Below are 25,727 nucleotides of genomic sequence, written 5' to 3'. Positions count from 1 at the left end.
ACACGACGCGCTTCACGCGCGCATGCATGATCGCACCCGCACACATGACGCACGGCTCGAGCGTCACATACAATTCGCATTCCGGCAGACGATAGTTGCCCAACGCCTGTGCCGCCGCGCGCAGCGCCTGCATTTCGGCATGAGCCGACGGGTCGTGGCCGCCGACTGGACAGTTGTGCCCAACGGCAATCACCTGTCCGTCGCAAACGACGACGGCACCCACCGGCACCTCTCCCTGCACCATCGCGGCACGGGCCTGCTGCAGCGCCAGGCCCATGTAGGTCTCGTCGGTGGCGGGTAAATCTCGATTCATGAAACGTTGACGAAAAGCCGCCGCACGTCGCCCGCCCCATTTCGGACGCGCTACGCACAGCGCAATTGGCCGCTATCGGCAATGCGCTATTCTCGCACACGCCCCGCCACCGTCACACATCGGGCGCGCGCTCCGCAAGCCCCCGCCGCACCCGCAATCCCCCGACTCGCGCGTATTTCAGTCCCAAGCGGGCGCGAGCGACGCCGGATTGGCCTGACGCTCGTTGCGATCGAGCGTGGCGATCCGTGCCATGTCGTCATTGCTTAGCCTCAGGTCGCACGCCTTCATGTTGCTCGCCAGATTCTCGCGCTTGGTGGACGACGGAATGACGGCGTATCCCTGCTGCATCGCCCAGGCAAGCGCGACTTGCGCCGTGGTAGCCTCGTGCGCCTCGGCAATTTTCACGAGCACCGGATCGTTCAAAACTTTTCCGTACGCCAGCGTCATGTATGACGTGACGTGAACGCCCTGCGAACGCGCAAATTCCGCCAGTTTGCGGTTCTGCAAGTATGGACTCAGCTCGATCTGCAAGGTCGCCAACTCGCCCGGCCCAACAATGCCAATGGCCTGCTGCAGCAGCGCAATGGTGAAGTTGGACACGCCGATGGCACGGGTCAAGCCCTGCTCGCGGGCTTCGCGCAACGCGCCAAGATATTCCGCCATCGGCACTGCATTGGCCGGCGAGGGCCAGTGAATCAGCGTGAGATCGACCCGGTCGGTGCCGAGCTTCGAGAGACTGTCCTTCAGGCTCGGAATCAACTTGTCACGGGAAAAGTTGTCGACCCAGATCTTGGTGGTCAGATGCAACGCGTCACGCTTGACGCCCGATGCCGTCAGTGCGCGCCCGATGTCGGCTTCGTTCTCGTAGATCTGCGCGGTGTCGATCGCGCGGTATCCCAGCGCGAGCGCCTGGGTAACGGTATCGACGACGGTTTGCCCCTTCAAACGGAACGTGCCGAGGCCAAAGGCGGGAAGACTCATGAGTGCAACTCCTGTCAGATGCGTCGCGCCAAGGAAATCAACGCCCGTTGAACGGCGCGACGGAAGCGCACAGTGTCCCGGATTCGCGCACGCACAAGAAGCCCCCTCAGACGAACAAGATTCGTGCACTGAATTCACAAATAAGCGCGAATCGGGGCGTCGACCGCTGTGATCGACAGGGGCGACTCAGACAGCAGCCTGCGGGAGGAAGCTGGCGTCTTCGCGCGCCATCGCCTTGATTTCGTTACGGGTGGCGAGGATATGCGCCTCGAGCAGGGACACGACTGCCCCCACGTCGCGACGCCGGCATGCCGCGAGAATTTCGTAGTGATCGTGCTGCGGGTTCTCTTTGCCGGTCGCCTGCGACATCGCCAGATGCGAGTAGCGGTCGGTGTTCAGGCAGTAGGCTTCGACGAGCATCCGCAAACGGCGGTTGTTGGCGGGCGCCGACAGCGCAAGATGGAAACGTCGGTTGTATTCGGCCCATTCCGAGACGGCTTCGGACGCCGAGTAGTCCGCCAGGATCTGTTCCATCCCCTGGAAGTCGCGCTCCGCCATGTTGGGCACGGCAAGCTTCGCGGCATGGCATTCGAGCGCGACACGAATGTCGAGCAACTCGCACAATAGCTCGAGGTTCATGCTCGTCACGGTCGCGCCACGGTTCAGAGGGTGGGTAACCAACCCCTCCGCTTCCAATTGCCGCAACGCTTCGCGCACCGGCACCCGGCTTGCGTTGAAACGCTCAGCCAGGGCTTCCTGACGCAGTTGATACCCACCCGGGAGCACGCCGCGCAAGATTTCGTCTCGCAGCGTGTCGCGGATGGCCTCATGAAGGGCTTGGGATCTGGGTGTTCGCATACTTACTTGCCCGCTCGCGCCTCCGCCAGCGCAATGGTCAGATGGGCCACCCGCTTCTTGAGCGCATCGCGCTCGGCGGTCATGGCTTTGAGTTCCTTTGACAGACGCGTGAGTTCGTCGGTCGGCTCCGCAGTGGTATCCCACGGCGGCGTGCCGTCGTCTTCGTCAGCGATCTCGTCGTCCTTCCGCTTGCGTGGCTTGACGGGACGCGCCTCACGCACCTGACGCGCCAGCTCACGCAACTCCTGCTTGCCAGCGACCACCGCGGCCACCTGTGCCGCCTGCGGCAAGGTCGAGACGGCCGCGGCCGCGTTGATCGACACCTCCCCACGTTTGACGGCATCCACCAGCTCCGGCGCCGCCGCCGTGTGGATCTGCTCGATCTGCCCCAGCGTATTGCTCGACAATCGCGCCGCACGCGCCAACGCCGCGCGCGTGAGCGCCATCGTATGCGCGGGGATCGACGCATTGGTCCCCATTGCCTCAGCCGCATCGCTCGCCGAAGCGGCCGGCGGCGCCTCGGCTTGCGCCGGATTGTCGCTACCGGTGCGGGCTTCGAGAATGGTCTTCTTGCGCAACGCCAGCACGCCGCGCTGGTAATCGGACACGCTGCGCCGGCCCAGGTGATTGTCAATCATCCACAGGCGCACGTCGTCCATGGACTTGAACGAGAGGTTCTGCACCGTACGGAATTCGATGTTGTGCTTGCGGCAAATCGCGTAGCGATTGTGGCCGTCGACCAGCACGTCGCCCCACAGTACAAGGGCGTCGCGGCATCCCTCGGCCAGCAGGCTCTGTTCGAGCGCCGCATATTCATCAGGCGTGAGCGGATCGATGTACGCCTTGAGTTCTTCGTTGATCTGGACTGTCATGGATTTCTGTGACGATGCCGCCGCCCCCGGCGCCGCTGGCTGCGGCACGACGCGGAACGTCGGCATGGAAAGACGTTGCAGGCGGCATTATCGCCTGTCTGGCCGGCTTTGACGAAACGAACGCCCGGACCCTGCCCGGGTCGGCGCTCAGGACAGCACGCCGTGATCGGTCAGGAACGCCTGAATGCGCGACAGACGCGCCGCCGGATCGACGATGCCCAGCAGGGCCTCTTTCTCGTGCGGCGGCAGCGGCAACAACTCGGCCCATCGATCCGCGACCCAGCCGCACTCGTCCAGACGGTACGGCGGTGCGAGCGGCAATTTTGCCGCGCGTGCCGGGTCGCGCTGCAAGCCGGCAATCAGCTTGCCCAGTGTGTCGGCACTGATCTGCAAGTTATCGGGGATGGCGATGTTGACATCGTCCGGCAGCATTTGCGCTTCGCCCGTCCAGAGACCGTACTTCCCCTGCTCGACGGACGCGAGCCGAAACTTGGTCGTGCCACGGCACACGAGCTCGAGCAGCGATGGCATGGTCGCGCGCCAGTCGTCGATGCGCGCCATCGTGCCGATCATGGCGGGCTCCTCGACGCCGTCGGGCAAGCGTACCTCGCTGCCCTTGCGCAGGACGACCACACCAAATTCGGTGCCATCGGCGAGACATCGCTTGATCATGTCGAGATAGCGCACCTCGAAGATGCGCAGATGCAACACCCCAGCAGGAAACAGGGCGTTGCCAAGCGGGAAGAGTGGGATCTGGACCATGCCATATGATGACACGAAGTCACTCGCGGTATGCGCCATTGTCTTGCCAGGGCGCATAGCGCCTACCCGCTCGCAAGCGACGCAACACGATGACCGTTTGTCGCAATCCCCTGTGGCCGAGCGCGCGGCCAGCGCCTCATCGAACTAGCGAGACGGTGTGTCATCGGGGATGCGCCGAGATGTTACGCTTTCAGACGCGAATCGTAATGCGGGCTGCCGTTGTGGGCATGCCGGCGTCTCTGGAGGTTATCGGTATGACAGTGGAAAAAGTGGCGTTGATTACGGCGGGCGGCAGTGGCATGGGCGCTGCCGCGGCGCGGCGTCTCGCGGCAGATGGCTTCAAAGTCGGCATCCTGTCGTCGTCGGGCAAGGGCGAGGCCCTGGCCACGGCGCTGGGTGGCGTGGGCGTGACGGGGTCGAATCAATCGAACGAAGCGCTGGCGACGCTGGTCGAGTTGGCCGTCGAACGCTGGGGACGTATCGATGTGCTGGTCAATAGCGCAGGTCACGGTCCGAGAGCGCCGATTCTGGAGATTACCGACGACGACTGGCATCGCGGCATGGACACCTATCTGATGAACGTGATCCGCCCGACGCGGCTGGTGACACCGATCATGCAGAAGCAAGGCGCGGGCGCGATCATCAACATCTCGACAGCGTGGGCGTTCGAGCCGAGCGACATGTTTCCGACTTCCGCGGTGTTTCGCGCCGGTCTGGCATCGTTCACGAAGCTGTTTGCGGACAAGTACGCGAAGGACAACGTCCGAATGAACAATGTGCTGCCGGGCTGGATCGACAGTCTGCCGCAGCAAGAAACACGCCGTGAGAGCGTGCCGATGCAGCGCTACGGCACGGCGGAAGAGATCGCTGCGACCGTGGCGTTCCTCGCGTCGGAAGGCGGTGGGTATATCACCGGCCAGAACATTCGCGTTGATGGCGGACTGACGCGCTCGGTGTGAGCGTCGCGCGCCTGCCTTCACCGGACCCATTCGGTCTGGCCGCCTCCCTCACCCATCGCGCACAAGATTGGAGCGGCCCTCCCCCTCGGGTCCTATCGGTTCAGGCACGGCCACGATCATCAGGCCGACATTCCGATCGATGCCCCTTCGTCCGGGGCTTGCTTGACAACGCGACTCGTGGTCGCCCGCAAACTCACGCCTGTGCGAGAACCTGCTGGGCGATGACGCTCGTAATACCGGTCTTGTCGTCGCGGGCGCGCGCCAGCAGACCAATGCTACGTTGCTCGGCCACGTCGGGCAGCGCGACGACGCGCAGGGTGTCTTCTTGCGCCCACGTGGCGTTGCGCAGCATTGGCACGACGGTGACGCCGAGCCCCTGGCGCACCAGTCCCACAATGCCTTCAATGGAACTCAACTCCAGGAATTCATTGACCTTGATGCGCTGACGCCGCAAAGCGCGATCGATCAGCGCCCCCGTGCGTTGTGTGTGGTCGAATCGCAGGAAGGGTTCCGTCGCCAGCAGCCGCGCGCTCAACGCCTGCTTCATCCCGGAAGGGGCAAGCATCACCAGAGGCTCGCGATACAGGGGCGTCCAGCGCACCCCAGCGGGCCGACGCCCCGGCGGCTCGACCAGCACCGCGCAGTCAATATCACCGGCGTCGAGCTGGGCCGTCAGTTCCATCGAGCGCGCGGTCACGATCGAGACCTCCAGGCCCGGGCGCGCCTGCTTGATTTGCAGCACGGCGGGCGCCAACGCGCTCACCGCAGACTCGATCGCACCAATCGCGACAGGGCCGACGGGCGACTCGATGCCGGACGCCAATATGCGCATGTTCTGGTATTGCGCCAGCAACAACTGCGCGTGCGGCAGCAACGCCCGGCCCATGGCGTTGAGTGCAATCGAACGCCCCACCCGATCGAATATTGCGTGACCGAACTCCTCTTCCAGCGCGCGCATTTGCATGCTCACCGCCGACTGCGTCATCGCCAGACGTTCGGCCGCCGAAGCGAACGAGCCGTACCGCGCCACCGCTATGAAAGTGCGCATGAATCGCAGGTTGCTCACGGGTTTCCTCGCAGGTCGTGTCGAGATCCCGTCGACCGCGAATTCATCAAAATATTTGCGATGACGGATCACAAATTCTAGCTTTTATTGCTTTTTTTACACAAGCAGAATCAGCCGGAGCAAGTAAATCCGGCTTGCCACGGTCAAACTTCGAAACAGGAGCCTCTCCATGGAAGTTTCAGTTGAGCGCGACAGCGCCGCTACCCCGACAGCCCCGGAACGATCGGGCAAACGTATCGACGTAGGCGTGATTGCGGTATCTACGATCGGCAATGCGCTCGAATGGTTCGATTTCACTGTTTTCACGTTTTTCGCGGCGAACATCGCCCGCCAGTTCTTTCCCAGCGATAACCCGACCGCCGCCTTGCTCGCCACCTGGACGACGTTTGGCGTGGGGTTCCTCACGCGGCCGCTGGGCGGCATCGTTTTGGGTAACGTCGCCGACAGGCATGGCCGCAAGTCAGCCCTGCTGCTGACCATCTCTGTCATGGCGGTCGGTGTCGCGGTCATCGCCTTTGCGCCAACCTATGCGTCAATCGGCATGGCCGCGCCGGTACTGATGTTGATCGGCCGTTTCCTGCAAGGCTTTTCCGCCGGCGGCGAAGTGGGCAGCGCCACCGCCTTCCTGGTCGAGCATGCCCCTGTCGAACGACGCGGCGTGTACGGCAGCTTCCAGATGATCGCTCAGGCCTGCAGCATGTTGCTCGGGGCCATCGTATCGGTAGGTATCACCCAAACCCTGACCCCGGAGCAGATCGACGCATTCGGATGGCGCATTCCCTTCGCGATCGGCCTGCTGATCGTGCCAGTCGGCCTGTATGTGCGCTCGCGCCTGGACGAATCCCCGGTATTCAAGCACGCCACCCAGCATGCCGAGCCCCGGCGCTCGCCTTTCATCGAATCGGTGACCACGCACTGGCGACAGGTGCTGGCCGGCTTCGGCCTGACGGTGTACGGCACCATTGGCACGTACATCTTTTATTACTACATGCCGAGTTACGCCACGAAGTCGCTGGGCATTCCGTTCAAGAGCAGCGTGATCGCGTCGCTGTGCGCGGCCGTCGCGTACATCGTCGGCACCTTTGCATCGGGCCGGATTTCAGACGTCATCGGCCGCAAGAAGCCAATGGTAGCGTCCGGCGTGATCAGCCTGGTCATCACGTATCCGCTGTTCCTGGCCGTGAGTCACACGCCGACACTGCCGATGCTGATCCTCGTGCAGTGTTGCCTGATGCTCTCACTGGGCTTGTTCCAGGGCTCGTATTGCGCCTTCGTCTGTGAACTCTTCCCATCGCGGGTACGTGCCACGTCGATGGCGATTGGCTATAACTTCGCGGTCATGATCTTCGGCGGCTTCGCCGGCGCCATTGCCACGCTACTCATCAGCTGGACGGGGGACAAGCTCGCTGTCGTGTACTACGGAATGTTTGGCGCGGCGGTGGGCCTCATCACGATCCTGATGCTGCAAGACCGCTCGCGCATGCCGCTGCAGTAACAATTCGCGCATCGCTCCCCATGCGCGGGACGTCGTCTCGCGCATGTCTAACTCACTTCAGTCCCACAACACGCCCCATGGCCAATGTCGCGCCCCGGCTTTCTTGACGATCGCCGGCGGCGGCGCCATCGGGGCCTCCATGGAGAACCCGCTTACATGTCCATCATTCCCGAAATCGCTGAACGCACCACCGAGTTGCAGGCCATTCGCCGCGACCTCCACGCCCACCCGGAGCTGCGTTATGAGGAAGCGCGAACGTCCGACATCGTTGCGCGTCTGCTCGAATCCTGGGGTATCGAGGTCACCCGCGGCCTCGGCAAGACAGGGGTCGTCGGCGTGTTGCGCAACGGTACCGGCAAGAAGACCATCGGTCTGCGTGCCGACATGGATGCCCTGCCCATCCAGGAACTCAACAGCTTTGCGCACGCCTCGCAATATGCCGGCAAGATGCATGCGTGCGGTCACGATGGTCATACCGCCATGCTGCTGGGCGCTGCGCAGCAGCTTGCCACGCATCGCACGTTCGACGGCACGATCGTGTTCATCTTCCAGCCCGCGGAAGAAGGCGGCGGCGGCGCCAAGGCCATGCTTCAGGACGGCCTGTTCGAGCGATTCCCGGTCGACGCAGTGTTCGCGCTGCACAACTGGCCGGGACTCGCCGCCGGTAGTTTCGGTGCGCGCGTGGGTGCGACGCAGGCGTCGAGCAATGAGTTCCGGATCGTCGTCAAGGGGACGGGGGCGCACGCCGCCATGCCGCACGATGGCATCGACCCGGTCCTGACGGCCATGCAGATCGGTACCGGCCTGCAGAGCATCATGACGCGCAACAAACGTCCGATCGACGCCGCCGTGCTATCCATCACACAAATGCAGGCGGGTGAAGCGATCAACGTCATCCCCAACACCGCCACGTTGGCCGGCACCGTGCGTACGTTCTCCATCGAAGTGCTCGATCTGGTGGAGACTCGCATGCGCGAGTTCTGCACATCCACGGCGGCCGCCTATGGCTGTACGGCGGAATTCACATTCGTGCGCAATTACCCACCGACCGTCAACACGGCGACCGAGACGCAGTTTGCCGTCGATGTCATGCGAGAGATCGTCGGACGCGACCACGTTGTCTACCCGATCGACCCGACCATGGGGGCGGAGGACTTTTCATTTTTCCTGCAGGAGCGTCCGGGGTGCTACGCGTATATCGGCAACGGACTGGGCGATCACCGCGCACACGGACACGGACTCGGCCCGTGCATGCTGCACAACACGAGCTATGACTTCAACGACGATGTGCTGACGCTGGGCGCCACGTATTGGGTTCGTCTGGCTGAAGCCTTCCTGGTCGCGTAACGCATCATGGCCAACGCATGCTTTTCCGCGACCTATGCCCAGGCACGCACGCGCTTTGCCGCCGCGGCACGGGCTGCTGGGGTCGCCGTGACGAGCCATCTCATTCCCGGCATCGCGGGGCGTGAAGGCGAGGAACTGGCGACCGACGTTGTGCGGCTCGGGGCACCGCGCACCCGTCGGCTATTGATCCTGACGTCGGGCACCCATGGCGTGGAGGGCTTTAGCGGCAGTGCGGCGCAAGTCGCACTGCTGGGCGATGCAGGGCTACAGGCACGCCTGGCGGCGGCTGATGTGGCGATCCTTGTCGTGCATGCCATCAATCCTTACGGCTTCTCGTGGCTGTCGCGAACCAACGAGGACAACGTGGACTTGAACCGCAACAGCATCGACTTCACACAGCCGCTGCCGACCAACGATGCCTACGCCGATCTGCACGCCTTGCTGGTGCCACCGACGTGGCCGCCCTCGGACGACAATGTCGCGGCGATCACGCACTATATCGCCGCGCACGGTGAACCCGCGTATCAGCGCGCGCTGACCCTTGGGCAATATCGATTTGCAGACGGGTTGTTCTATGGCGGGCGTGCTCCGGTGGCAAGCACCCGACTGATGGACGCGCTCATTCACGACCATGCGCAGGCGTGCGAAGCGGTGGGTTGGATCGACTTTCATACCGGGCTCGGTCCACCCGGTCATGGAGAGAAGATCAGCGTGGGACGAGTCGACGCCGCCGAACTCAGGCGCGCTCGTGCCTGGTGGGGTGCCGATCTGGCCAGCCCGGTCGACGGCACGACGGTGGCATCCAACGTTGGCGGGCCATTGCTCGACACGTTGCGGTTTGCGTGTCCGGATGCGCAGGTGACCGCCATGGCCATCGAATATGGCACGGTACCGCTCATCGACATGCTGCACATGCTGCGGGCGGATGCCTGGCTGCGCCAGCATCCGGACGCGCCGGCGGCGCAGGCGGCGGCGATTCGAGCAGCGGTGCGCGCGGCGTTCTGCTTCGAGGACCCGATTTGGCAAGGGCAGATTCTGGGCCAGGCGCGTGTGGCAATCCTGCAAGCCGTAACGGGGTTGGGGCGCGGTGCTGTCGACTGAGCGCCGGGGTGAGCGTCGGCGTCGCCCGTTCCAGCGCGTTCTGCCAGTCGATTGAAGTAAAGATGCTGATCGAAGATTGACGGCCTCACTACGACGAAGTGCATCCGCATTCTGGTTTTCAGTCCTTGGTTCCTCGGATTTTCGCTGCGTTACCGAACGTATTTCAACCACTGGGGTAGTGAGTCTTTGAACACGATTGGCACGAGAAAACCAGTCGTGTCATTCACGCCACGCATGACAGAATACCCCGCGTCAGGCAGCGCAACAACAGCGACTGCAGCGCTCATCGCACACGTGCGCGGGGTGCTAGAGTTGGCATTATGCGTTGCTCAAGGCGTTGACATGGGCCGACCCAGCATTCTCAGGGCCAGAATTGACTTGCATGACGGGCCGACACGGATTCGTGTTGGCGGGAAATGGGTCAACGACACGGAGGGATCGTTTCAACTTGAAGGCGATGATTGACGTTCGTGAGTGAATGCCCGGGACACCAGCCATTACCGGACAGGAATACAAAAAAGCCCGCAAAATCGCGGGCTTAGATGTGTTTTACTGCCAGTCGATGCCGGCCGGTGCCGGACGTCAATTCACTCCCACTCGATTGTCAACCCGTAGGCCGGAGCCTTTATATGACGGCCGTGCCGCCAGTTCCTGTCTCAACGATACCGTCAGAGATACCGAAAAATACCACCGGTACTTGCCGCCGCTCCGCGGACCGCAACGGAGATCCAGTACTAACTCTGTTAAAACAGTCTCAAATATGAATTACCTCGAGACCACTGCTGCTGGCAATACCGTCACTGATACCGTCAAGCATTTTCCAACGCGGCCCAACCAAAGCCGGCCAGCGCCGAGGTCTCAATTCACAGAGCCTGATCCTGCCGGGATGCAATGGGCTTGAACTCAACTGCGCCCCTGCGATGCCGCAGGAAAGTACACTATGACAACAGATCACTTATAGCGATTCGAAGTCCCTCTTCGCTCCGCACCGAAACGGCCGGCAGCTTCCGCGCCTGGGTCGGTACAATGGATGAATCGTCCAAATTGAACAACCAGACTTTCATCCCACCAAGTGCTTCCAGGTTGAGCGCGAGGGCAAGTTCATCATAGCACCAGGGGCTCTGGGCATAGGATCGACTCCAGAGGACCGCAACGATGTCGCTGCGGCGGAGCGCGTGCTCTATCGTTGCTGGGATCATCTGGTCAGGTACGATCTCGCTTTCGCCCAACACCACCTCAATGCCATGACTCCTCAGCACACCTTCCAAAGCTGCGCCCATGGCAGCATCTTGCCTCGCAACGCTAATGAAGATGGTCTTGGGCTGGGCACCGCCTGCTGTAGACCGCCTGACGCGGTCACGTACCAAGCGATTGGCGATTGACACTGCCTGGTCGACGCCGCGTTCGCTATCCAGAATAGCTGCGTCAAACCCGGGATTGAGCCGCGCCCAGTTTCGACGTTGGTAAATACGGCCTGCCGCCCCTCCCAAGAATGCAAAAGGAATGATCGGCAAGCCCTTCGCATCGGCCAGATGGAGTAGCGTGCTTGCGGTCTTTGACACTTTGCCGCCGAGGGCGACAACGACGTCGGCCTTTTCGAGAGCCTGAAGCTGCGCAAGGAGCCAAGCCTGTGACCAAGAATCCTGTTCGTCGGTCTCCGGCGCTGGATAGTCCCAATCCTGGATCGTCAAATTAGGCTGCCCGAGTGTCCGCCGAAAAAGCTGCCGCTTTTCCTCGACCTTTGGATGAATTGGACTGTGAAAATGAATGATGCCGCCAGCCTTGGCGTCTGCATAACCCATTGCAACATAGTAGTCGGCGGAGTCAGGAAATGGACTACAGACAACAAGGTGAGCGCCGGCCCGCGCCAATGCGGTTCCTAGCTTCATAGAAGCACGATGCAGTCGAGGCAGTTCAGCGTCGACATCGGAAGTCTCGCCCGTTTCTCCCCCGATGACGAACACCGACCTTGCTCGCGAATCTAGGCAGTCGGAATCTGAGGATCCATTCGAGTTAGCCCCACCAAAATTTTCGACTTCAAATAGCCCCGCTTCCACTGCATGTATGAATAGCGCAACAGCGTTCTTGGCAGACAACGCTCGGAACATGCCCTTGGCTGTTGCCTCAATCCTCTCTTTGCGGGCGTCGGCATAGTCTGAGATGCCACGGATCGCAATGGTTCTGGGTGCAGGTGTTGGAACTAGTGCGGCATCGTAAACACCCGCTGTCTCCATCTCCATCGCCGCCGCCTTTCGGTCGACCTCCCTTGTGATCCACTCCATGAAGGCCTTGCCCTTACCTACGGCCGGACCGCTGGCGAGATTGAGATCATCGCCCGCATAGAGCTTGCACACTCCGCGCATTTCCAAGCCTGCGTTCGCAAGCGCCGTTTCGGTCGCAGTTGAGATTAGCGCGGATCTCAGTTCGCGCGTGCTGTTCTGCCAAGCCTGATATTGCGACTTGCTGGTATGTGCAAAAAACTGGAAGCGGTTCAGTAGCCGCCGGGAAGTCAGGAAGTGATTTCCCGAAATTCGGAATGTCCAATCACCGTCTTCGCCATGGGTGGCCGAATTAGCGAGGTACTCGTTGATGCTGTCGGGGATAAAAACATCGCCCGGCTCCATGTCGTTGGAGAGCGATCCGGCGATCCCGACTACAACCACGTCCGCAGGTTTAAATTTTTCGATCAGAAGTGAGACAACTGTGGCGGAGTGAGTGTTCCCCATCTTGCCAGCGGGAACCATCGCCACGTTGAAATTTCGGCCAGGAGTGGGCCCAGGGAGAGTCCCGAAGAAAGCAGTGAGGTTGGCATCCTTGAGTTCCCTGGGCAGGAATCGGTCTCCCAATACTTCAAGCACTGATTCGGCTTCTTCGCTCAGCGCCACATAGAGGAGAATATCAACGCGGTTGGTCATGGTTTTCGAGATTCCGGAATAGATAGATTCGCGCAAACAGTGAGTGGCATCCAGCGTTGCGAAACTTATGTTCCTATCGCCGTTCCCACGTGCCGATTCAAGCTCGTACGTTTCATTACCGTACTGGCGCTCGTTGAGCGTCCTTTAGAGCGCGAAGCCGTCGTACCTAAGGCTGTGCATAGTTTAATCCCTGTCCCTTGAGATTCTGTGCCGCTGGCAATGAGAGAGCTCGCTTGGCTTGAAGCCACTACACCCGCCCAAAAATTGCTTCCGAGTTTAACCACAATCGAAGGACGAAGGCCAATCTCCGAGCGGGGGAGAAGACATTCAATAAGCCTGCTGCTCAAGGATGCATGTTTCACCAAAGAACCCTCGACAAAACATGCCGAACCGCCCATGTCCGCGGTACCTTGTTGCGCCTTGGACCGCGGTTCTCGCGTTGTAAGCCGACTTGCGTCGACCGGGCGCCACTCGCGGCGGGGCTGCAACGTTGAAGACTGCTGCTGACCGTCGAATCTCATGGCCGCGATGTCGGCTCTGGGTCGAGGCTGTGAGGAAGCGGGTTTTCCTCCTATCAGGGCGAGGTCGTTGCAACGCCGGTCTCATCGATGGCGCTTCCCCGCGCCATCCGCCGTCAGGAACTGCGGCAGATCGTCCCTCTCGCTGAAACGACAATCTACAAAATGGTGCGTCGCGGCGAGTTTCCGCTCCGCTTCAACTTGACGCCGCGCTGTGTGGCGTGGGACTGGCCGGAGTGGAAAAGCGTGGATCAAGCAGCGCAAGCAAGCCCATCGTAGCGGCATCTCCAATCCAGATGCTTGCCAACGAAAGAACCGCCCAGTCCGGGCGGGTTCGAGTGCGGAATGAGCCAGGCGACGACGCTCATCCAACCAAGGCTTGCAACTCCATGGACGCCGAGCGCGGTAGCCGCTGGCATTCCTTAGCCACGTTAACTTGCCATGCGACCCTCGCCACATCCAGCACGTTCCCGGCCAGCGCGTAGCTGCCATGGCCTGCAACCACGCCAGCACATCCGCCGGATGCCGGATCGACGCGCTGCCCTCACGCACCGAAGCCGGGAAGTTGCGCGGATGGGCCAGCATCAGCTTGCGCATGTTCTGCGTCGATACGCCCGCAATATCGGCCACGTCGGTCAGTCCGACCGGATCCCGCGTCACCTCGATCAGCCGCGCCGATGGCACGGCTCGGTGTACGTCGCCCCCAGTGCGCTGCGCACGGTAACGTCGGCGAAATGCCGGCCCAGAACGCGACAAGTTTCGCTCAAGTGGACCATGCTGAGCGCGCCGTGCCCAGTACTCATCCGCGTCTTTCTTGAATGTCAGAAAAATATGTGGTATTTTCTGACACATGAAGGCGACCATCCCATCTGTTCCTGATCGAATCATGAGGCGCGCCCGCGGCACCGGGCGCGGCGGCGTCTTCACGTCCAGTGATTTCCTGGACGTGGCAGCCCGTGCGGCGGTCGATCAGGCGCTTTCCAGGCTGGTCAAGAACGGCAAGCTGCGCCGTCTGGCCCGCGGCCTTTACGATTTCCCCAAGGTCCATCCGAAGCTCGGCCCGCTTTCGCCGACGCCAGACGACGTCGCGCAGGCGTTGGCGCGTGAGACCGGGTCGCACGTTCAGATCTCTGGTGTCCGCGCCGCAAACGCCCTCGGGCTCACGACTCAGGTGCCAGCAAGAAGTACCTATCTGACCGATGGTCCATCGCGGCGCGTTGTGCTCGGAAAGCGCGTCGTCGATCTTCGCCACGCCTCGCCTAAGCACTTGATCGCACCCGGCAGCGCCGCCGGTACGGTCGTGCAGGCTCTCCGCCATGTCGGCCCCGTGCGGGCGGCCGACGTTGTGCAGGTTGCCGCGCGTCGGCTTTCGGCCGACGACAAAAAGACCCTGGCCTCGTCCGCCGTTCAGGCCCCTGCCTGGATGAGGCCGACACTCGTCTCGATCGCCAATGCAGCGGTAGCGGATATCGATGGATAAGGTTGCCCGCCTCCCCGCCGGTGATCGCGCCGCCCTGTTCGGAGAGACGGGTGCCGGCCGAGGCGTTGCCGACACGATTATTGAAAAGGACTTCTGGGTCTGTTGGTGCCTGAAGCGCCTTTTCGGTCTGCCGAAGGGGACTACTGCAACCCTTGTCTTCAAAGGCGGCACATCACTCTCCAAGGCGTTCGGTGCTATCCGCCGCTTCTCCGAGGACATCGACCTTTCGTTCGACCGCGCAGAACTCGGCTATACCGGCGATCGCGATCCCGAGAAGGAAGCGATCAGCAAGAAGCAGGCGGCTCGCCTGATCGAGGAACTGGTCGGCGACGTCACGCGACACATCGCTGAGAAGCTTGTCCCGGCGCTGCGCGCCGCGATCGTCGAGGAGCTCGGCGAGCCGGTCAACGGAGAGTGGTCACTGGAGATCGACGCTAGCGACGCCCAGACAGTCAACTTCCATTATCCGACGGCGCTGCCCGCAGCCGAATATGAGGGCATGGCCTACATTACGCCGCGCGTGAAGCTCGAACTCGGCGCGCGGGGAGATCCCTGGCCAACCGAGGTGAAGATCATCCGCCCTTACGCGGCCGACGACTATTCCAACTTCTTCGAGGATCCCGACACCAGCGTGATCGTCCTGTCAGCGCGGCGCACCTTTTGGGAGAAAGCCACCGCGCTCCATGCGGAAGCGCATCGCCCGGCCGGGTCGCCAACGCCGCAATATTTCTCGCGACACTATTACGATCTCGCGATGCTGCTCGACACCGACGAAGGCAAAGCCGCGGCGACAGATTTTGATCTGCTCGCTCAGGTCGCCCAGCACAAGACGACGTTCTTTCGCTCCGGTTGGGCGAACTATGACACCGCCAAGCCGGGCAGCCTGCTGCTGATGCCGGACGAAGCGCGAATCAAGGACTTGCGCGCGGATTATCGCGCTATGGCGCCTATGATGTTCGACGAAAACCCGCCTTCGTTTGACAATCTACTTGCGAAGATCGCGGCGCTCCAAGAAGCCATCAATAGATAGATTGCGGTCCGTCGGGGAGGACAGACTATTAGCTCGATACGGTCCATCGACCTACGCCTTGTAGATGACCTCGTTGACTTCGTCCGAGGCCCTGGGTTCGTGCTCGACTTTTCCGACAGGAGCTTCGCGGATTTTTTCGCCTCGGAGCTCAAGGTCAATATCGACGATCCCAAATTCTTGGCGAACGGTGGCTCCAAGGGAAAGCGGTTGCGCTACTTCCTGCAGACCTGCGACGACGCCAGCGCAGTCCGCGCACTCACCGCCCTTTGGGAGCATCGCTGCGAATACCTTGCTCGAAGCGGCGGGAAGGACCCTGTCGTCGACGCGCAGTCTCGCTATCAGGGTTTGATCAACCGCCTCTGCGGTGGCGCACCTCCGAAACCCGCCCAGTCAGTATCCGCTCCTACTGCCGATCGCCAAAAGATCTCATCTATCAAGACTGAACTGTTGCAGGTCTCTTTGCTAAGCGCGCAGGCACGCGGTTTCGCCTTTGAGGGATTTCTCAAGAGCCTGTTTGACGCGTTCGGCCTGGCAGCTCAGGAACCGTTCCGATTGAGGGGCGAACAGATCGACGGCAGCTTCCAGCTCGGCAGTGACACTTATCTGCTGGAAGCCAAATGGCACGGCCAGCCCATCGGGGTTGCAGACCTCCATACCTTCCGCGGCAAGATCGAACAGAAGGCCGCCTGGACGCGCGGCCTGTTCGTCAGCAACAGCGGCTTCTCGGAAGATGGCCTTGTCGCCTTCGGCCGAGGCAAGCGCGTCATCTGCATGGACGGCCTCGATCTCTACGAGATGCTCGACCGAGAAATACCGCTCAACCAGGTTCTTGAACGCAAGGTGCGCAGGGCTGCCGAAACCGGCATGCCCTTCCTTCGCGTTCGCGACCTCTTTCCGAATTAGGGAGGAGGCGCATGGTACAGTTCAACGATTGGTGCGATTCCGCCGACACCTCCGTCGGCAACCACTACGTCCGCGTGATGAAAGGCAGACCGGCGGACTCGGCCACCGGCGTGCAGGTGACGGCCACGGCCGTCCCGGCCCACTATGCCGCCGAAGAACGCATCGCCGGAGCACTTGCGCGTCTCGGTAAGACCGCTGCGGCGAAGATGATCACAGACCTCCTCCCGCAAACACCGCAAATCCGCTCGGGTGACCTCGGCGAGATTTACGCGACCGAATGGATCGACGCCCACAGTGGCTATCGGGCGCCCATCAAGCGACTGCGCTGGAAAGATCACCGCGACATGGCGATGCGCGGCGACGACGTGATCGGCATGATCCTCGATCCGGCGACGCAGCGGCTCCGCTTCCTCAAGACGGAAGCGAAGAGCCGCATCGACCTGCGCGCCCAGACGCTAGCGGACGCGCGGGTCGGCCTCGATAAGGATGGCGGCCTCCCATCCTCACATGCGCTGTCCTTCATCTCCGCCCGGCTTATGGAGCTCGGTACTGACGCGCCGCTCGTCGATGCGATTGACGAGGCGCTCTATCGGCACGGCATTCCAAACGAGAGCGTCAGACACCTCCTTTTCACCTTCTCAGGAAACTCCCCGCAGGCGCTGCTGACGCAGGCGCTGCAGGCCTACCCCGGTCCGATCGGACAATGGGGTGTCGGTTTGCACGTCGACGGCCATGCCGCCTTTGTTGGGGCGGTCTACGCTCAGGTCATCGTCGATGCCAACAAGCCCTGAAGCGATCATGGCCGCCATTACGGACGCGGCAACCACGGGCTTTCGCGGCAGACTTATCGCGAGGGGCCAAGCGCGCGCCATGATCTGGCGTGACGGTGTTCTGCCTCCTGGCGCCCCAGACTTCTCCCCGCAGCTCAGCTTCGATCTCCACAGTTACGCCTACGGCCTGCTTGGCCTCGGGCTGCGCCTCCTCGAACTTGGCGGTGACCCAAACCAGGCTCGGATCGCATTCGAACAGGCGGCGACTGCCCTCGAGGCGGTTATGGCCAAAGGCAATCGCGCTGAGGCCGACCGCGAGTTCCATTTCGTCATGGCGGCGGCGAGCTATCATCTCGCTCATCTGTCAGCACGGGCCTATTCGCTCCTCGCAGTCGTCGCAGCCGACGAGAATTTTTCCTCGATCGAGCAGGCGCTCGCGCTGTTGATGCGCCGAGACATTACCGCGCTGCGGGCGCGTGTGTATGCCTTCCGTCTGGACGGACGAGGATCGGACGCAAATATTGCCGCGCTCTTTCAACAGCGCCTCGCCGAGCCGGCCGCCGCCAATGCGGCGGACCGAGATGGGCAGGACTTCCTCTTCGAGGGCCTGGATCTCGCTCTGACGGATGCCTTCTTCGGCGCCTTCGCGACTTTCCTGCTCGCGCTGGATCGCGGCGAGCAGGCCCTTGTCGACCGGGCAATCGCGCAACTTCGCAACGGTCTGGATATCTGCGCCGAATTGAATCTGCTGCCCCAATGGTGGGTGCATCGGGTCGCAATCCATCTACTCTCTGATCTCTGGTCAAACACCTTCCACCAGAAGGTGCCGGTACTCCCCGCCGGTGGCGCCGCGGCTTCATGGCCCGGCCTTCGCGAGCTCTTCATCGCCGTGCTCGCTCGCCGTCCCAGAGCCGAGGTCGACCTCTGGCCGTCGCAGACCGAGGCAGCATCGCGCGCCGTCGATCAGACCGACAATCTCGTTGTTTCGCTTCCGACCAGTGCCGGAAAGACCCGGATCGCCGAGTTGTCCATCCTGCGGTGCCTAGCCGGCGGCAGACGGGTGATGTTCGTGACGCCGCTGCGCGCCCTCTCGGCTCAAACCGAAACCACGCTCCAGCGCACCTTCGGACCGCTCGGCAAGACCATCTCCGCTCTTTATGGCAGCATCGGCGTATCTGGCTTTGATCAGGACGCTATCCGCGAGCGCGACATCGTCGTCGCGACCCCTGAAAAACTCGACTTTGCGCTGAGGAATGATCCGTCGCTTCTCGACGACGTTGGCCTGCTCGTGTTCGACGAAGGCCACATGATCGGACCTGGGGAGCGCGAGGTTCGATACGAGGTTCAGATTCAGCGCCTCCTGCGCCGACAGGACGCCGATCAACGCCGCATCGTCTGCCTCTCAGCGATCCTTCCTGACGGAGATCAGCTCGAAGACTTCTCGTCCTGGCTGCGTCGCGATCAACCTGGCGGCCCGATCAAGCGTAACTGGCGACCGACTCGCCTGCGGTTCGGTGAGGTGATCTGGAATTCCCCAACGGCACGTCTCAATCTTCGCGTCGGTGATGAAAGGCCCTTCGTGCCTCGCTTCCTAAGCGGCGCTGTGCCGCCATTGTTCGTGCCGCCGAAGAGGCTGCGCACCCGGCTCTTCCCGGATAACCAACAGGAACTGAGCCTTGCCACGGCGTGGCGGCTCGTCAGCGACGGCCAGACCGTTCTGATCTACTGCCCGGAGCGCCGGAGTGTTGAACCCTTCGCCAAGGTCATTGTCGACTTGCACACGCGCGGCGCACTCGCGCCGCTGCTCACGGTCGACCCGGCCACGCTTCAAACTGCTATCGCGCTTGGCGAGGAATGGCTCGGCCAGGACAGCGATACCCTAAAATGCCTACGTCTTGGCGTGGCGCTTCACCATGGAGCCTTGCCGACCGCCTATCGCAAGGAGGTGGAGCGACTGCTGCGGGATGGTGTGCTCAGGGTCACGATCTCATCGCCGACATTGGCTCAAGGCCTCAACCTGTCAGCCACCGCGGTCGTTATGCATTCGCTCTACCGCCACGGCGAGAAGATCAAGGTTTCAGAATTCAAGAATGTCATCGGCCGCGCTGGCCGCGCCTACATCGATGTCGAGGGCCTTGCCCTCTTTCCTATCTTTGACGACGCGAAGAACAAGAAGCACGACGAGTGGGTTGGGCTGGTCGAGGATCTCGGCGCGCGCGAGATGGAGAGCGGGCTCATCCAGCTCATCTTCTCTCTACTTACGCGCATGCATGCTCGGCTTGGTGGCAAGCTTGACCAGTTGATCGACTATGTCGTCAACAATGCGGCTGCATGGACCTTTCCAGAAATCACCGGAGAAAAGGCCGACAAGCGCGAGCGGGCACTTAACGAGTGGGATCGCCACCTGGCAACGCTCGATACGGCCATACTCAGCCTCATCGGCGAAGCCGACGTGCCGGATGATCAGATCGAAGCCGCGCTCGACAACATCCTTCAATCGTCGCTGTGGCAGCGCCGTCTGCTCCGCGTGAACGACGCATCGCGGGCTGCTTATCGCAACACCCTGCTCACCCGGAGCCGCTATATCTGGGCGAATTCAACGGCCGCGACACGGCGCGGCTATTTCCTTGCGGGTCTTGGCCTCGAAGGCGGTCATGCTCTTGACGCCGTCGCGGCCGAGGCAAACGACCTCCTGATCCAGGCCAACGCGGCAATCATGGTGTCGAACCATGATGCGGCAATCGCCGCGATCACCGGGATCGCGGAGCGCGTGTTCGCCTTCTACCCATTCGAACCTGATCCATTCCCGGCCAACTGGCGCGACATCCTGCGCTGCTGGCTGCTCGGGCAACCACTCTCCGCGATCGTTTCTGGTCAGGAGGGCGACGCATTGCAATTCATCGAAGGCGGACTGGTCTATCGCCTGCCTTGGGCCATGGAAGCGCTGCGGGTTCGCGCCGCCGCCAACGGCGATGTCGTTGGTTTGTTCGGCCTGGCGCTGGAGGACCACGAGCTGGGCTTGGCCGTGCCGGCCGTGGAAACCGGCACGATGAATCGCTCCGCGTCGATTCTGATCCAGGCAGGCTTCAATTCGCGGCTCGCGGCCATCAACGCCGTCACCGATACCGGCGCCACGTTCACGACCGGCGTGGGACTACGCGCTTGGCTGCGTTCGCCCGGCCTCGCGGCCTGGTCGGCCCAACCCAATTGGCCCACGATCGAGACTCGGGCCATGTGGCTCAAATTCGTGCAGGAATTCGCACCGGCTGATAATCGGACTTGGACACGACGAGACTATCTTGGAAACGTCCAGTGGTTCGCAGCACCCGCGCCTCCAGGGGCGCCCGTCAACCTCTACCATCGGAATGGTCAGCCGCTGGTGCTGGCACCCGACGGACAGGCGATCGGTTTGCTGCAGCACCCGCTCAATCCAAATCGGCGTGGCCTCGTACGCGCGACTGTCGCTCAGAATGTCGCCCAGCTCGATCTGAGCTATCTCGGCCCCGACGACCTGTGGGGGGCCTGAAGCGGAGATGACAACGCCATCCACATATTTCGGTACATGGGGCAACGTGCCCGTCGATGACGATGTGCGGCCGTTTAGTACCCTCAATCCCTCGCACGGCGACGTGAACCGCAACAACCGTCGGCATCACTTCATCTCGGCCGTCTATATGAACGGCTTCGCCGACGATCGGGGTCGAGTTCAGGTCTACCGCTGCGAGGCGCCGGAAGACCCGCACCCGATGAAGCCACGGGCGATCGGGTTCGAGCGAGACTACTATTCGCAGAGGCTGTCAGAGGGCGACCAAGAGAACCATCGCTTCGAGGATTTGTGGAACACGATCGAGACCGTATGGCCTGAAACGGTCCAAGCCCTCGCAGCCCGCCGGCTGACACCCGCCATCTCCTTCAACGTCTTGGGCATGGCAACGATTATGCGCGCCCGCGTTCCGGCGACCCGCGATCGTCGAGCGCTGATGCTTGAGGCCAAGTTGCGCGCCGAGCACAAGATAGCTGAAGAGATCGGTGCGCTTCCCCCGGAACTCGAGCGCTACGCCGGACAGTTCGACACCGTGCCGGTCGGCATCAATCCGCACGAGACGCTGCTGGCGATGAAAGCCGAATTCAAGGACTTTGGTGATCTTTGCTTGCGGCTTGGCTTCGAGGTGCTGCACAACAAGACCAGCGCGCCTTTCCTCACCTCGGACAATCCCGTCTGCAGTTATGATCCTCGTCAGGCGTTCCATGCGCGGATGCCTTATGACCATTCAGGTGAGGTCGAGCTGATCTTTCCAATTTCCGCGCGCATGCTTCTTCGCGGCTCCAGCAAACTCAGGCCAGTGAACGTGATCTCACGTCACCGTGACATCTTCGACACTCGGAAAGTCCGGCAGCTCAATCGGACTGTCGCGCAGTTTTCCTATCGCATGACGATCGGCCATGATCGATCAAGCGACGACCTGATACGCCTCCATGCCGGACTCGTACCCACTATCACCACGGAAGTGCGCCGACATGAGAAGAAGATTTTGATTATCTGCCGGAATGTCTTCGGTCCCCGGCCAACGCTGTCGCAATATATCGATACGCCTGAGAAGGCCGCGCGACTCGAGGCCAGCATGGCAGCCGCTTCGACCCAACAGACTGGACTCCCAACTGTCAACACGACGCCCGGCCAAGCTGAGGGGGAGGTTTGATCAGATGACAGGGCAGCCAGCACCGTCTCGGCGGGATCTCTATTACATCAAGCACGGCCGGGCCGGCGATTAGGAGGCCGAGCGCCTGCGAGACGGAGTGCCAAAGAACAACCGACAATGAAACTTGGCTATCACAGTCATCAAACACTCCTGTCCGCATTGTCCGCCCCGTCGAGGCGCCGGAGAGCCGCCAGCGCATGACGCGCGAAATGGTGAGTTCGGCTTCGCAGGCGAAGTCTCTCCACATCCCCCCGGTCGCCGTACTCCCCCACTACGTCGAACGCAAACGATACGCCTCGCTCCTGATCTGGGACTTGGTGATAAAACTCCGCAAAAGCTCCATCGTCGATGAACTTTCGGACAACGGCCAGACATTCATCCGGGTAGACAGCCACCAAATCCAGTGGCGGATAGGATTCCACGCCGTCCCGACGATAGGGCCGTTCGCGCAGCGCCCTCTGTATCTCGCTGAGGCATCCCACAACGAGTTGCGGCCGCAACTCACCAAGCCGTTGCCAGGCTTGCCGCACCGCGGCGACGCCGACCTCCCCGCCGGCTTCAACTAAATAGATCAAAGAACGGACTTCGACCAGGCAAAGCTCTTCATTAGTCGCAGCCTCGATCGGTTCAAGTTCACCGTGGTGCCGGCCGAGGAAACGCGTCGCGGCTGCGAATGCCCCCCACTCTTCCTGAGGAAATGGATTGATTCTGCTGGGCAAGCCCGTCAAGGGCCGAAGTAGTGCGACATCCAAGGGATCCCCGAAAGACGCCACCTTTTCAACGAGCCAGTCAAGGCTCATCGAACGCCTGGCGTCAGGAGCTTGAATCGCGCGACGAAACAGGCGTCGCTGCTTCGCCTCGTCAAGATCGTGGATCTCTTCGGCATAGATCGAGTCGTATGGATGGTCGAACATCCTCACGCACAAAGCAAGTGCCAGGTCGCAATCGACGTTACGCTCGTCGTCCACTAGCACGGACGCAATCTCGGCCCTGATTTCCGTGCGCGACTCCTCTGCACCTTCATCCAGCGCACCCAGTATCTTCAGAGCATCGACCATGCTTGAGCTGATGCCCCAGTTCCCGGGACTCACTTCGATCGCACCGATAGCCTCAACGAGGCGATCCTTGATCTCCTGGGATGCCACGCGCGCATAACCAACCGAATCCAGCATGACCAGTTGGACGTGATACGGCTCCCAACGAAACCGCTCGCGGAAGAGGTAAATCAGATGCTCGGCAAGGCACTCGTCCTCGCGATCGAAGAAATGACGCCGGCCCTGCAAGAAAAAGTGAAGCTGGCCGGAAGTGAGCTCGTCAATATTCGGCCGATAGGCTATTTCTTCTTCAGAAACAAGATCGAAACCGCGCTGCGTCGATCCGGCCACGTGAGTAAAGCCGATTGATTCACCGAAGCCGTAGTAGACCAGAGAGAAACTTTGACTCCGGAGCGGGTACTTTTCCTGACGAGCGAACTCCACCCACCGACGGCGCTCGCTCGCCAGTCGAGTGTCCATTTCAGCACAAAGTTGAAGGAAAATTTCCATCCCGGGACCAAGAACCGCACGTCGACCAATGGCCCGAAGTCGTGCCCTTTCAGCTGTGGTCCAGTCTCGTCGACACCCAGCCTCCCATCCGACCTTAACGATGTTCTCTTCTTTACACAGTCTGAGGCGAGCACCACGGATCTCGGCAACACAGGCTTCCGCCGTCTCACTCAGAAGGGCCTTCGCCGCTGACGCCGCGATCGCTCCAAAGTACCCTCTCGCGGAATCGACCAGCAGCGACGTACTCGTTGCTGCAGAGAGTACGGCATGACAAACGGCCGAATCGTCGATCGCAGCAACAATGTCACCGGCATAGGGCTCCATGAGAGGAAGCGATAGTCGCTCCCCCAGTCCCGTCGCGTCGGTCGTCGCTGTCTGCGCCATGCTCAACGCCACGCACGAGTTGAGGAGCATTTCGTGAGAAAACGATACCCGCCCGGCCCGGCTTATCAGTATGCCTGCCGAAAACAGCGCATCGCACTGCGCGAAGCTGAGCCCTTCGGCATGCATCAGTTCATCGAAGCTGGCCTCGGCCATGGAGAATGCTACCCGCTCGTGGAGCGCGCCAGCAAGTTGTCTCAGACCAAAGAGTCCTGCTCGCGCACCCGGCCCCAGACGCTTGCGAATGTACTGCTCAATCAAGAGCAGGCGTGTGGCGTCAGCTTTCAGGTCGGCGCCGATCTGTCCCACGAGGCCGGCCTCGATTCCCGATCCTATCGCGCGAAGTACGTCCCGCGCGACCGGGCTCAAGCTTCCACCCGACGACATTGCGATCCGCTGCTTGAGATCGAGCGTCGGGCGCGCAACCTCGATGACTCTCAGGCCACTCAACTCTGCGGGCCGGGCGTCCTGCCCGGTGATGACGAGCCGCGCCCCCATGCGTCGCGCCAGCGCCCGAACACCCCGAATGGCCTCCGTCACCGATGCGCCAAATTCGTTGATCCCATCGATCACCAGGAAAACCGGCTGGTCGGAGCGGGCTACGGCGCGATACAGACCCCCGGGCAAGTCATCGACGAGCAGGCCAACCTCCCGACGCAGACTATCAGCCCACGAACCGGTAAAATTCTTGGCCGCAAGGAAGAACACCGGGTCTCCCTGCGCAGCCAGTTTGCTGACTAACCACTTCGCCATCAACGACTTGCCACAACCTGATGGGCCATGGAAGTAGCACCCTGCGTTGGCGGCAACAGCCTCCGATAGCTCGTCACGCTGGCCTTCCGCCTCCGGCAACCATTGCCTGCCGGCAGGCCCGTGCTCTGACACCATCGCGTCGCAGTAGCGTCGCAAGAGTTCGGACGTCTCCTGCATCTCTGCACTGCCTGTGACCTCCGCCAAGGTCGTCGCCGTCAGCCTGAACTTTCGCGCGAACGCGTGCCAGTCAGCTACCGTCCAGGGTGATGTTCCCGTCAGCTTGAGTTGGTCAGGAAACCGGTCGATTGTCGTCACACGAGCCTTGAAGTTACCAGGCGTGACATTGGACCCCTCCGGGAGAGGGCTCGTGAACACCACGTGTCCATCGGGGTGGAAACTCCCCACAGGTTTTATTGCCTGCATCGCGTCGCGAACGCGGTTTTTTGCCCCGACCGCCTGCTGGTAAGCGTTCGTATAGCCGGTCCACTCACCGGAAGCTGACAACCGCGTCCAAGCGCCGTTCAGATCACCGCGAAGGGGAAGTTGACTGGCCTTGACCTCCACGACGGACACGAAATTGTTCGTCGCGACTATGCAATCTACCTGCCGTCCATCGATCTCGATATTGGCAAGAACAACCGCATGGAGTCTTTGAGCACTCAACCATGACAGGACGGACGCAATGAACTTGCGCTCTGACGCATACTCAATCTTCCCGCCAACGTAGATCTCGGTTTTCGTTAAATTCTCATTCATAGAAAACGCCAGCAGACGCACCGCCGTGTCGGCCCAACTTACGTGACCGAGACGTCATCCTGACCCACACGGCCATCAGTATCCCAATCGACTGCCCCCGTGCCGATAAACAAGACCTGGGCGGATGGGTTGCGCCTCTTGAAGCCTCCTGTCAGATACCCTTGAGCCTCATTGAACTCGACAATGAATTCCTCGTCTCCCTACCGTTTAAGACGATAAAACG

Annotated in this window: 17 protein-coding genes and 3 pseudogenes; 11 read left to right on the top strand and 9 right to left on the bottom strand. The window is 61.5% G+C overall.

Features of this window, described 5'->3' with window-relative positions:
* The 5 genes and pseudogenes from A985_RS28890 to A985_RS0103740 all read right to left on the bottom strand — a co-directional run.
* Window positions 1–265 (bottom strand): annotated as a pseudogene (locus A985_RS28890) (nucleoside deaminase); the annotation flags it as partial.
* Between the two features lie 225 nt (window positions 266–490).
* Window positions 491–1,294, bottom strand: a complete 804-nt coding sequence (gene dkgB / locus A985_RS0103755; RefSeq protein WP_017232075.1) for a 2,5-didehydrogluconate reductase DkgB — start codon at window positions 1,292–1,294, stop codon at window positions 491–493.
* A gap of 186 nt (window positions 1,295–1,480) precedes the next feature.
* Complete coding sequence (locus tag A985_RS0103750; protein ID WP_026131622.1) at window positions 1,481–2,152, bottom strand: GntR family transcriptional regulator; 672 nt, start codon at window positions 2,150–2,152, stop codon at window positions 1,481–1,483.
* Between the two features lie 2 nt (window positions 2,153–2,154).
* Window positions 2,155–3,024 (bottom strand): hypothetical protein, encoded by an 870-nt coding sequence (locus tag A985_RS0103745; RefSeq protein WP_026131621.1) that lies wholly within the window; start codon window positions 3,022–3,024, stop codon window positions 2,155–2,157.
* 147 nt (window positions 3,025–3,171) lie between these two features.
* A complete protein-coding gene (locus tag A985_RS0103740) occupies window positions 3,172–3,786 on the bottom strand; it encodes an LON peptidase substrate-binding domain-containing protein (RefSeq protein WP_026131620.1) in 615 nt (204 codons plus the stop codon).
* 254 nt (window positions 3,787–4,040) lie between these two features.
* Between A985_RS0103740 and A985_RS0103735 the strand changes: the two genes are divergently transcribed.
* The gene (locus tag A985_RS0103735; RefSeq protein ID WP_026131619.1) at window positions 4,041–4,745 is read left to right on the top strand and encodes an SDR family oxidoreductase; all 705 of its coding nucleotides are present in this window, start codon (window positions 4,041–4,043) and stop codon (window positions 4,743–4,745) included.
* A gap of 193 nt (window positions 4,746–4,938) precedes the next feature.
* On the opposite strand, the gene A985_RS0103730 is transcribed toward A985_RS0103735, so the two are convergent.
* Entirely contained in the window at window positions 4,939–5,811 is an 873-nt protein-coding gene (locus A985_RS0103730) for a LysR family transcriptional regulator (protein ID WP_017232070.1), read from the bottom strand.
* 169 nt (window positions 5,812–5,980) lie between these two features.
* Here A985_RS0103730 and A985_RS0103725 point away from each other — a divergent pair, with 169 nt between their 5' ends.
* From A985_RS0103725 to A985_RS0103715, 3 genes are all read left to right on the top strand, one after another.
* Entirely contained in the window at window positions 5,981–7,306 is a 1,326-nt protein-coding gene (locus A985_RS0103725) for an MFS transporter (protein ID WP_017232069.1), read from the top strand.
* Window positions 7,307–7,462: 156 nt separating this feature from the next.
* Window positions 7,463–8,653, top strand: coding sequence for a M20 aminoacylase family protein (locus A985_RS0103720; RefSeq protein ID WP_017232068.1), 1,191 nt, complete (start codon window positions 7,463–7,465; stop codon window positions 8,651–8,653).
* A gap of 6 nt (window positions 8,654–8,659) precedes the next feature.
* A complete protein-coding gene (locus A985_RS0103715) occupies window positions 8,660–9,754 on the top strand; it encodes a M14 family metallopeptidase (RefSeq protein ID WP_017232067.1) in 1,095 nt (364 codons plus the stop codon).
* A 938-nt stretch (window positions 9,755–10,692) separates the two neighbouring features.
* Here A985_RS0103715 and A985_RS0103710 read toward each other — a convergent pair.
* Window positions 10,693–12,669, bottom strand: coding sequence for a TIR domain-containing protein (locus A985_RS0103710; protein WP_017232066.1), 1,977 nt, complete (start codon window positions 12,667–12,669; stop codon window positions 10,693–10,695).
* A gap of 620 nt (window positions 12,670–13,289) precedes the next feature.
* Between A985_RS0103710 and A985_RS24080 the strand changes: the two are divergent.
* Window positions 13,290–13,536, top strand: a pseudogene (locus A985_RS24080) (helix-turn-helix transcriptional regulator); the annotation flags it as partial.
* A gap of 15 nt (window positions 13,537–13,551) precedes the next feature.
* On the opposite strand, the pseudogene A985_RS28885 reads toward A985_RS24080, so the two are convergent.
* Window positions 13,552–13,918: pseudogene (locus A985_RS28885) on the bottom strand (helix-turn-helix transcriptional regulator); the annotation flags it as partial.
* A gap of 119 nt (window positions 13,919–14,037) precedes the next feature.
* Between A985_RS28885 and A985_RS0103700 the strand changes: the two are divergent.
* The 6 genes from A985_RS0103700 (at window position 14,038) to A985_RS0103675 (ending at window position 22,070) form a co-directional block, all read left to right on the top strand.
* On the top strand, window positions 14,038–14,667 hold the full coding sequence (locus A985_RS0103700; RefSeq protein ID WP_232424504.1) for a DUF6088 family protein: 630 nt from the start codon (window positions 14,038–14,040) through the stop codon (window positions 14,665–14,667).
* Entirely contained in the window at window positions 14,660–15,697 is a 1,038-nt protein-coding gene (locus tag A985_RS0103695; RefSeq protein ID WP_017232064.1) for a nucleotidyl transferase AbiEii/AbiGii toxin family protein, read from the top strand. Before A985_RS0103700 ends, A985_RS0103695 begins: the two co-directional genes overlap by 8 nt.
* Before the next feature lie 99 nt (window positions 15,698–15,796).
* Window positions 15,797–16,600, top strand: a complete 804-nt coding sequence (locus tag A985_RS0103690; protein ID WP_017232063.1) for a restriction endonuclease — start codon at window positions 15,797–15,799, stop codon at window positions 16,598–16,600.
* An 11-nt stretch (window positions 16,601–16,611) separates the two neighbouring features.
* Window positions 16,612–17,391: a Hachiman antiphage defense system protein HamA gene (locus A985_RS0103685; RefSeq protein ID WP_017232062.1), complete on the top strand. Its 780-nt coding sequence runs from the start codon at window positions 16,612–16,614 to the stop codon at window positions 17,389–17,391.
* Between the two features lie 7 nt (window positions 17,392–17,398).
* Complete coding sequence (locus A985_RS0103680; RefSeq protein ID WP_017232061.1) at window positions 17,399–20,896, top strand: DEAD/DEAH box helicase; 3,498 nt, start codon at window positions 17,399–17,401, stop codon at window positions 20,894–20,896.
* Between the two features lie 7 nt (window positions 20,897–20,903).
* Window positions 20,904–22,070 (top strand): DUF4238 domain-containing protein, encoded by a 1,167-nt coding sequence (locus A985_RS0103675; RefSeq protein ID WP_017232060.1) that lies wholly within the window; start codon window positions 20,904–20,906, stop codon window positions 22,068–22,070.
* 140 nt (window positions 22,071–22,210) lie between these two features.
* Here A985_RS0103675 and A985_RS0103670 read toward each other — a convergent pair whose 3' ends face one another.
* Window positions 22,211–25,504: an NERD domain-containing protein gene (locus A985_RS0103670; RefSeq protein WP_017232059.1), complete on the bottom strand. Its 3,294-nt coding sequence runs from the start codon at window positions 25,502–25,504 to the stop codon at window positions 22,211–22,213.
* Window positions 25,505–25,727: the final 223 nt, after the last annotated feature.

Origin of the sequence: Pandoraea sp. B-6 (genome assembly GCF_000282835.1) — a bacterium.
Lineage (GTDB): Bacteria > Pseudomonadota > Gammaproteobacteria > Burkholderiales > Burkholderiaceae > Pandoraea > Pandoraea cepalis.
Note: the sequence above shows the minus strand (reverse complement) of the source record. Positions and strands in the feature narration are given on the sequence as shown.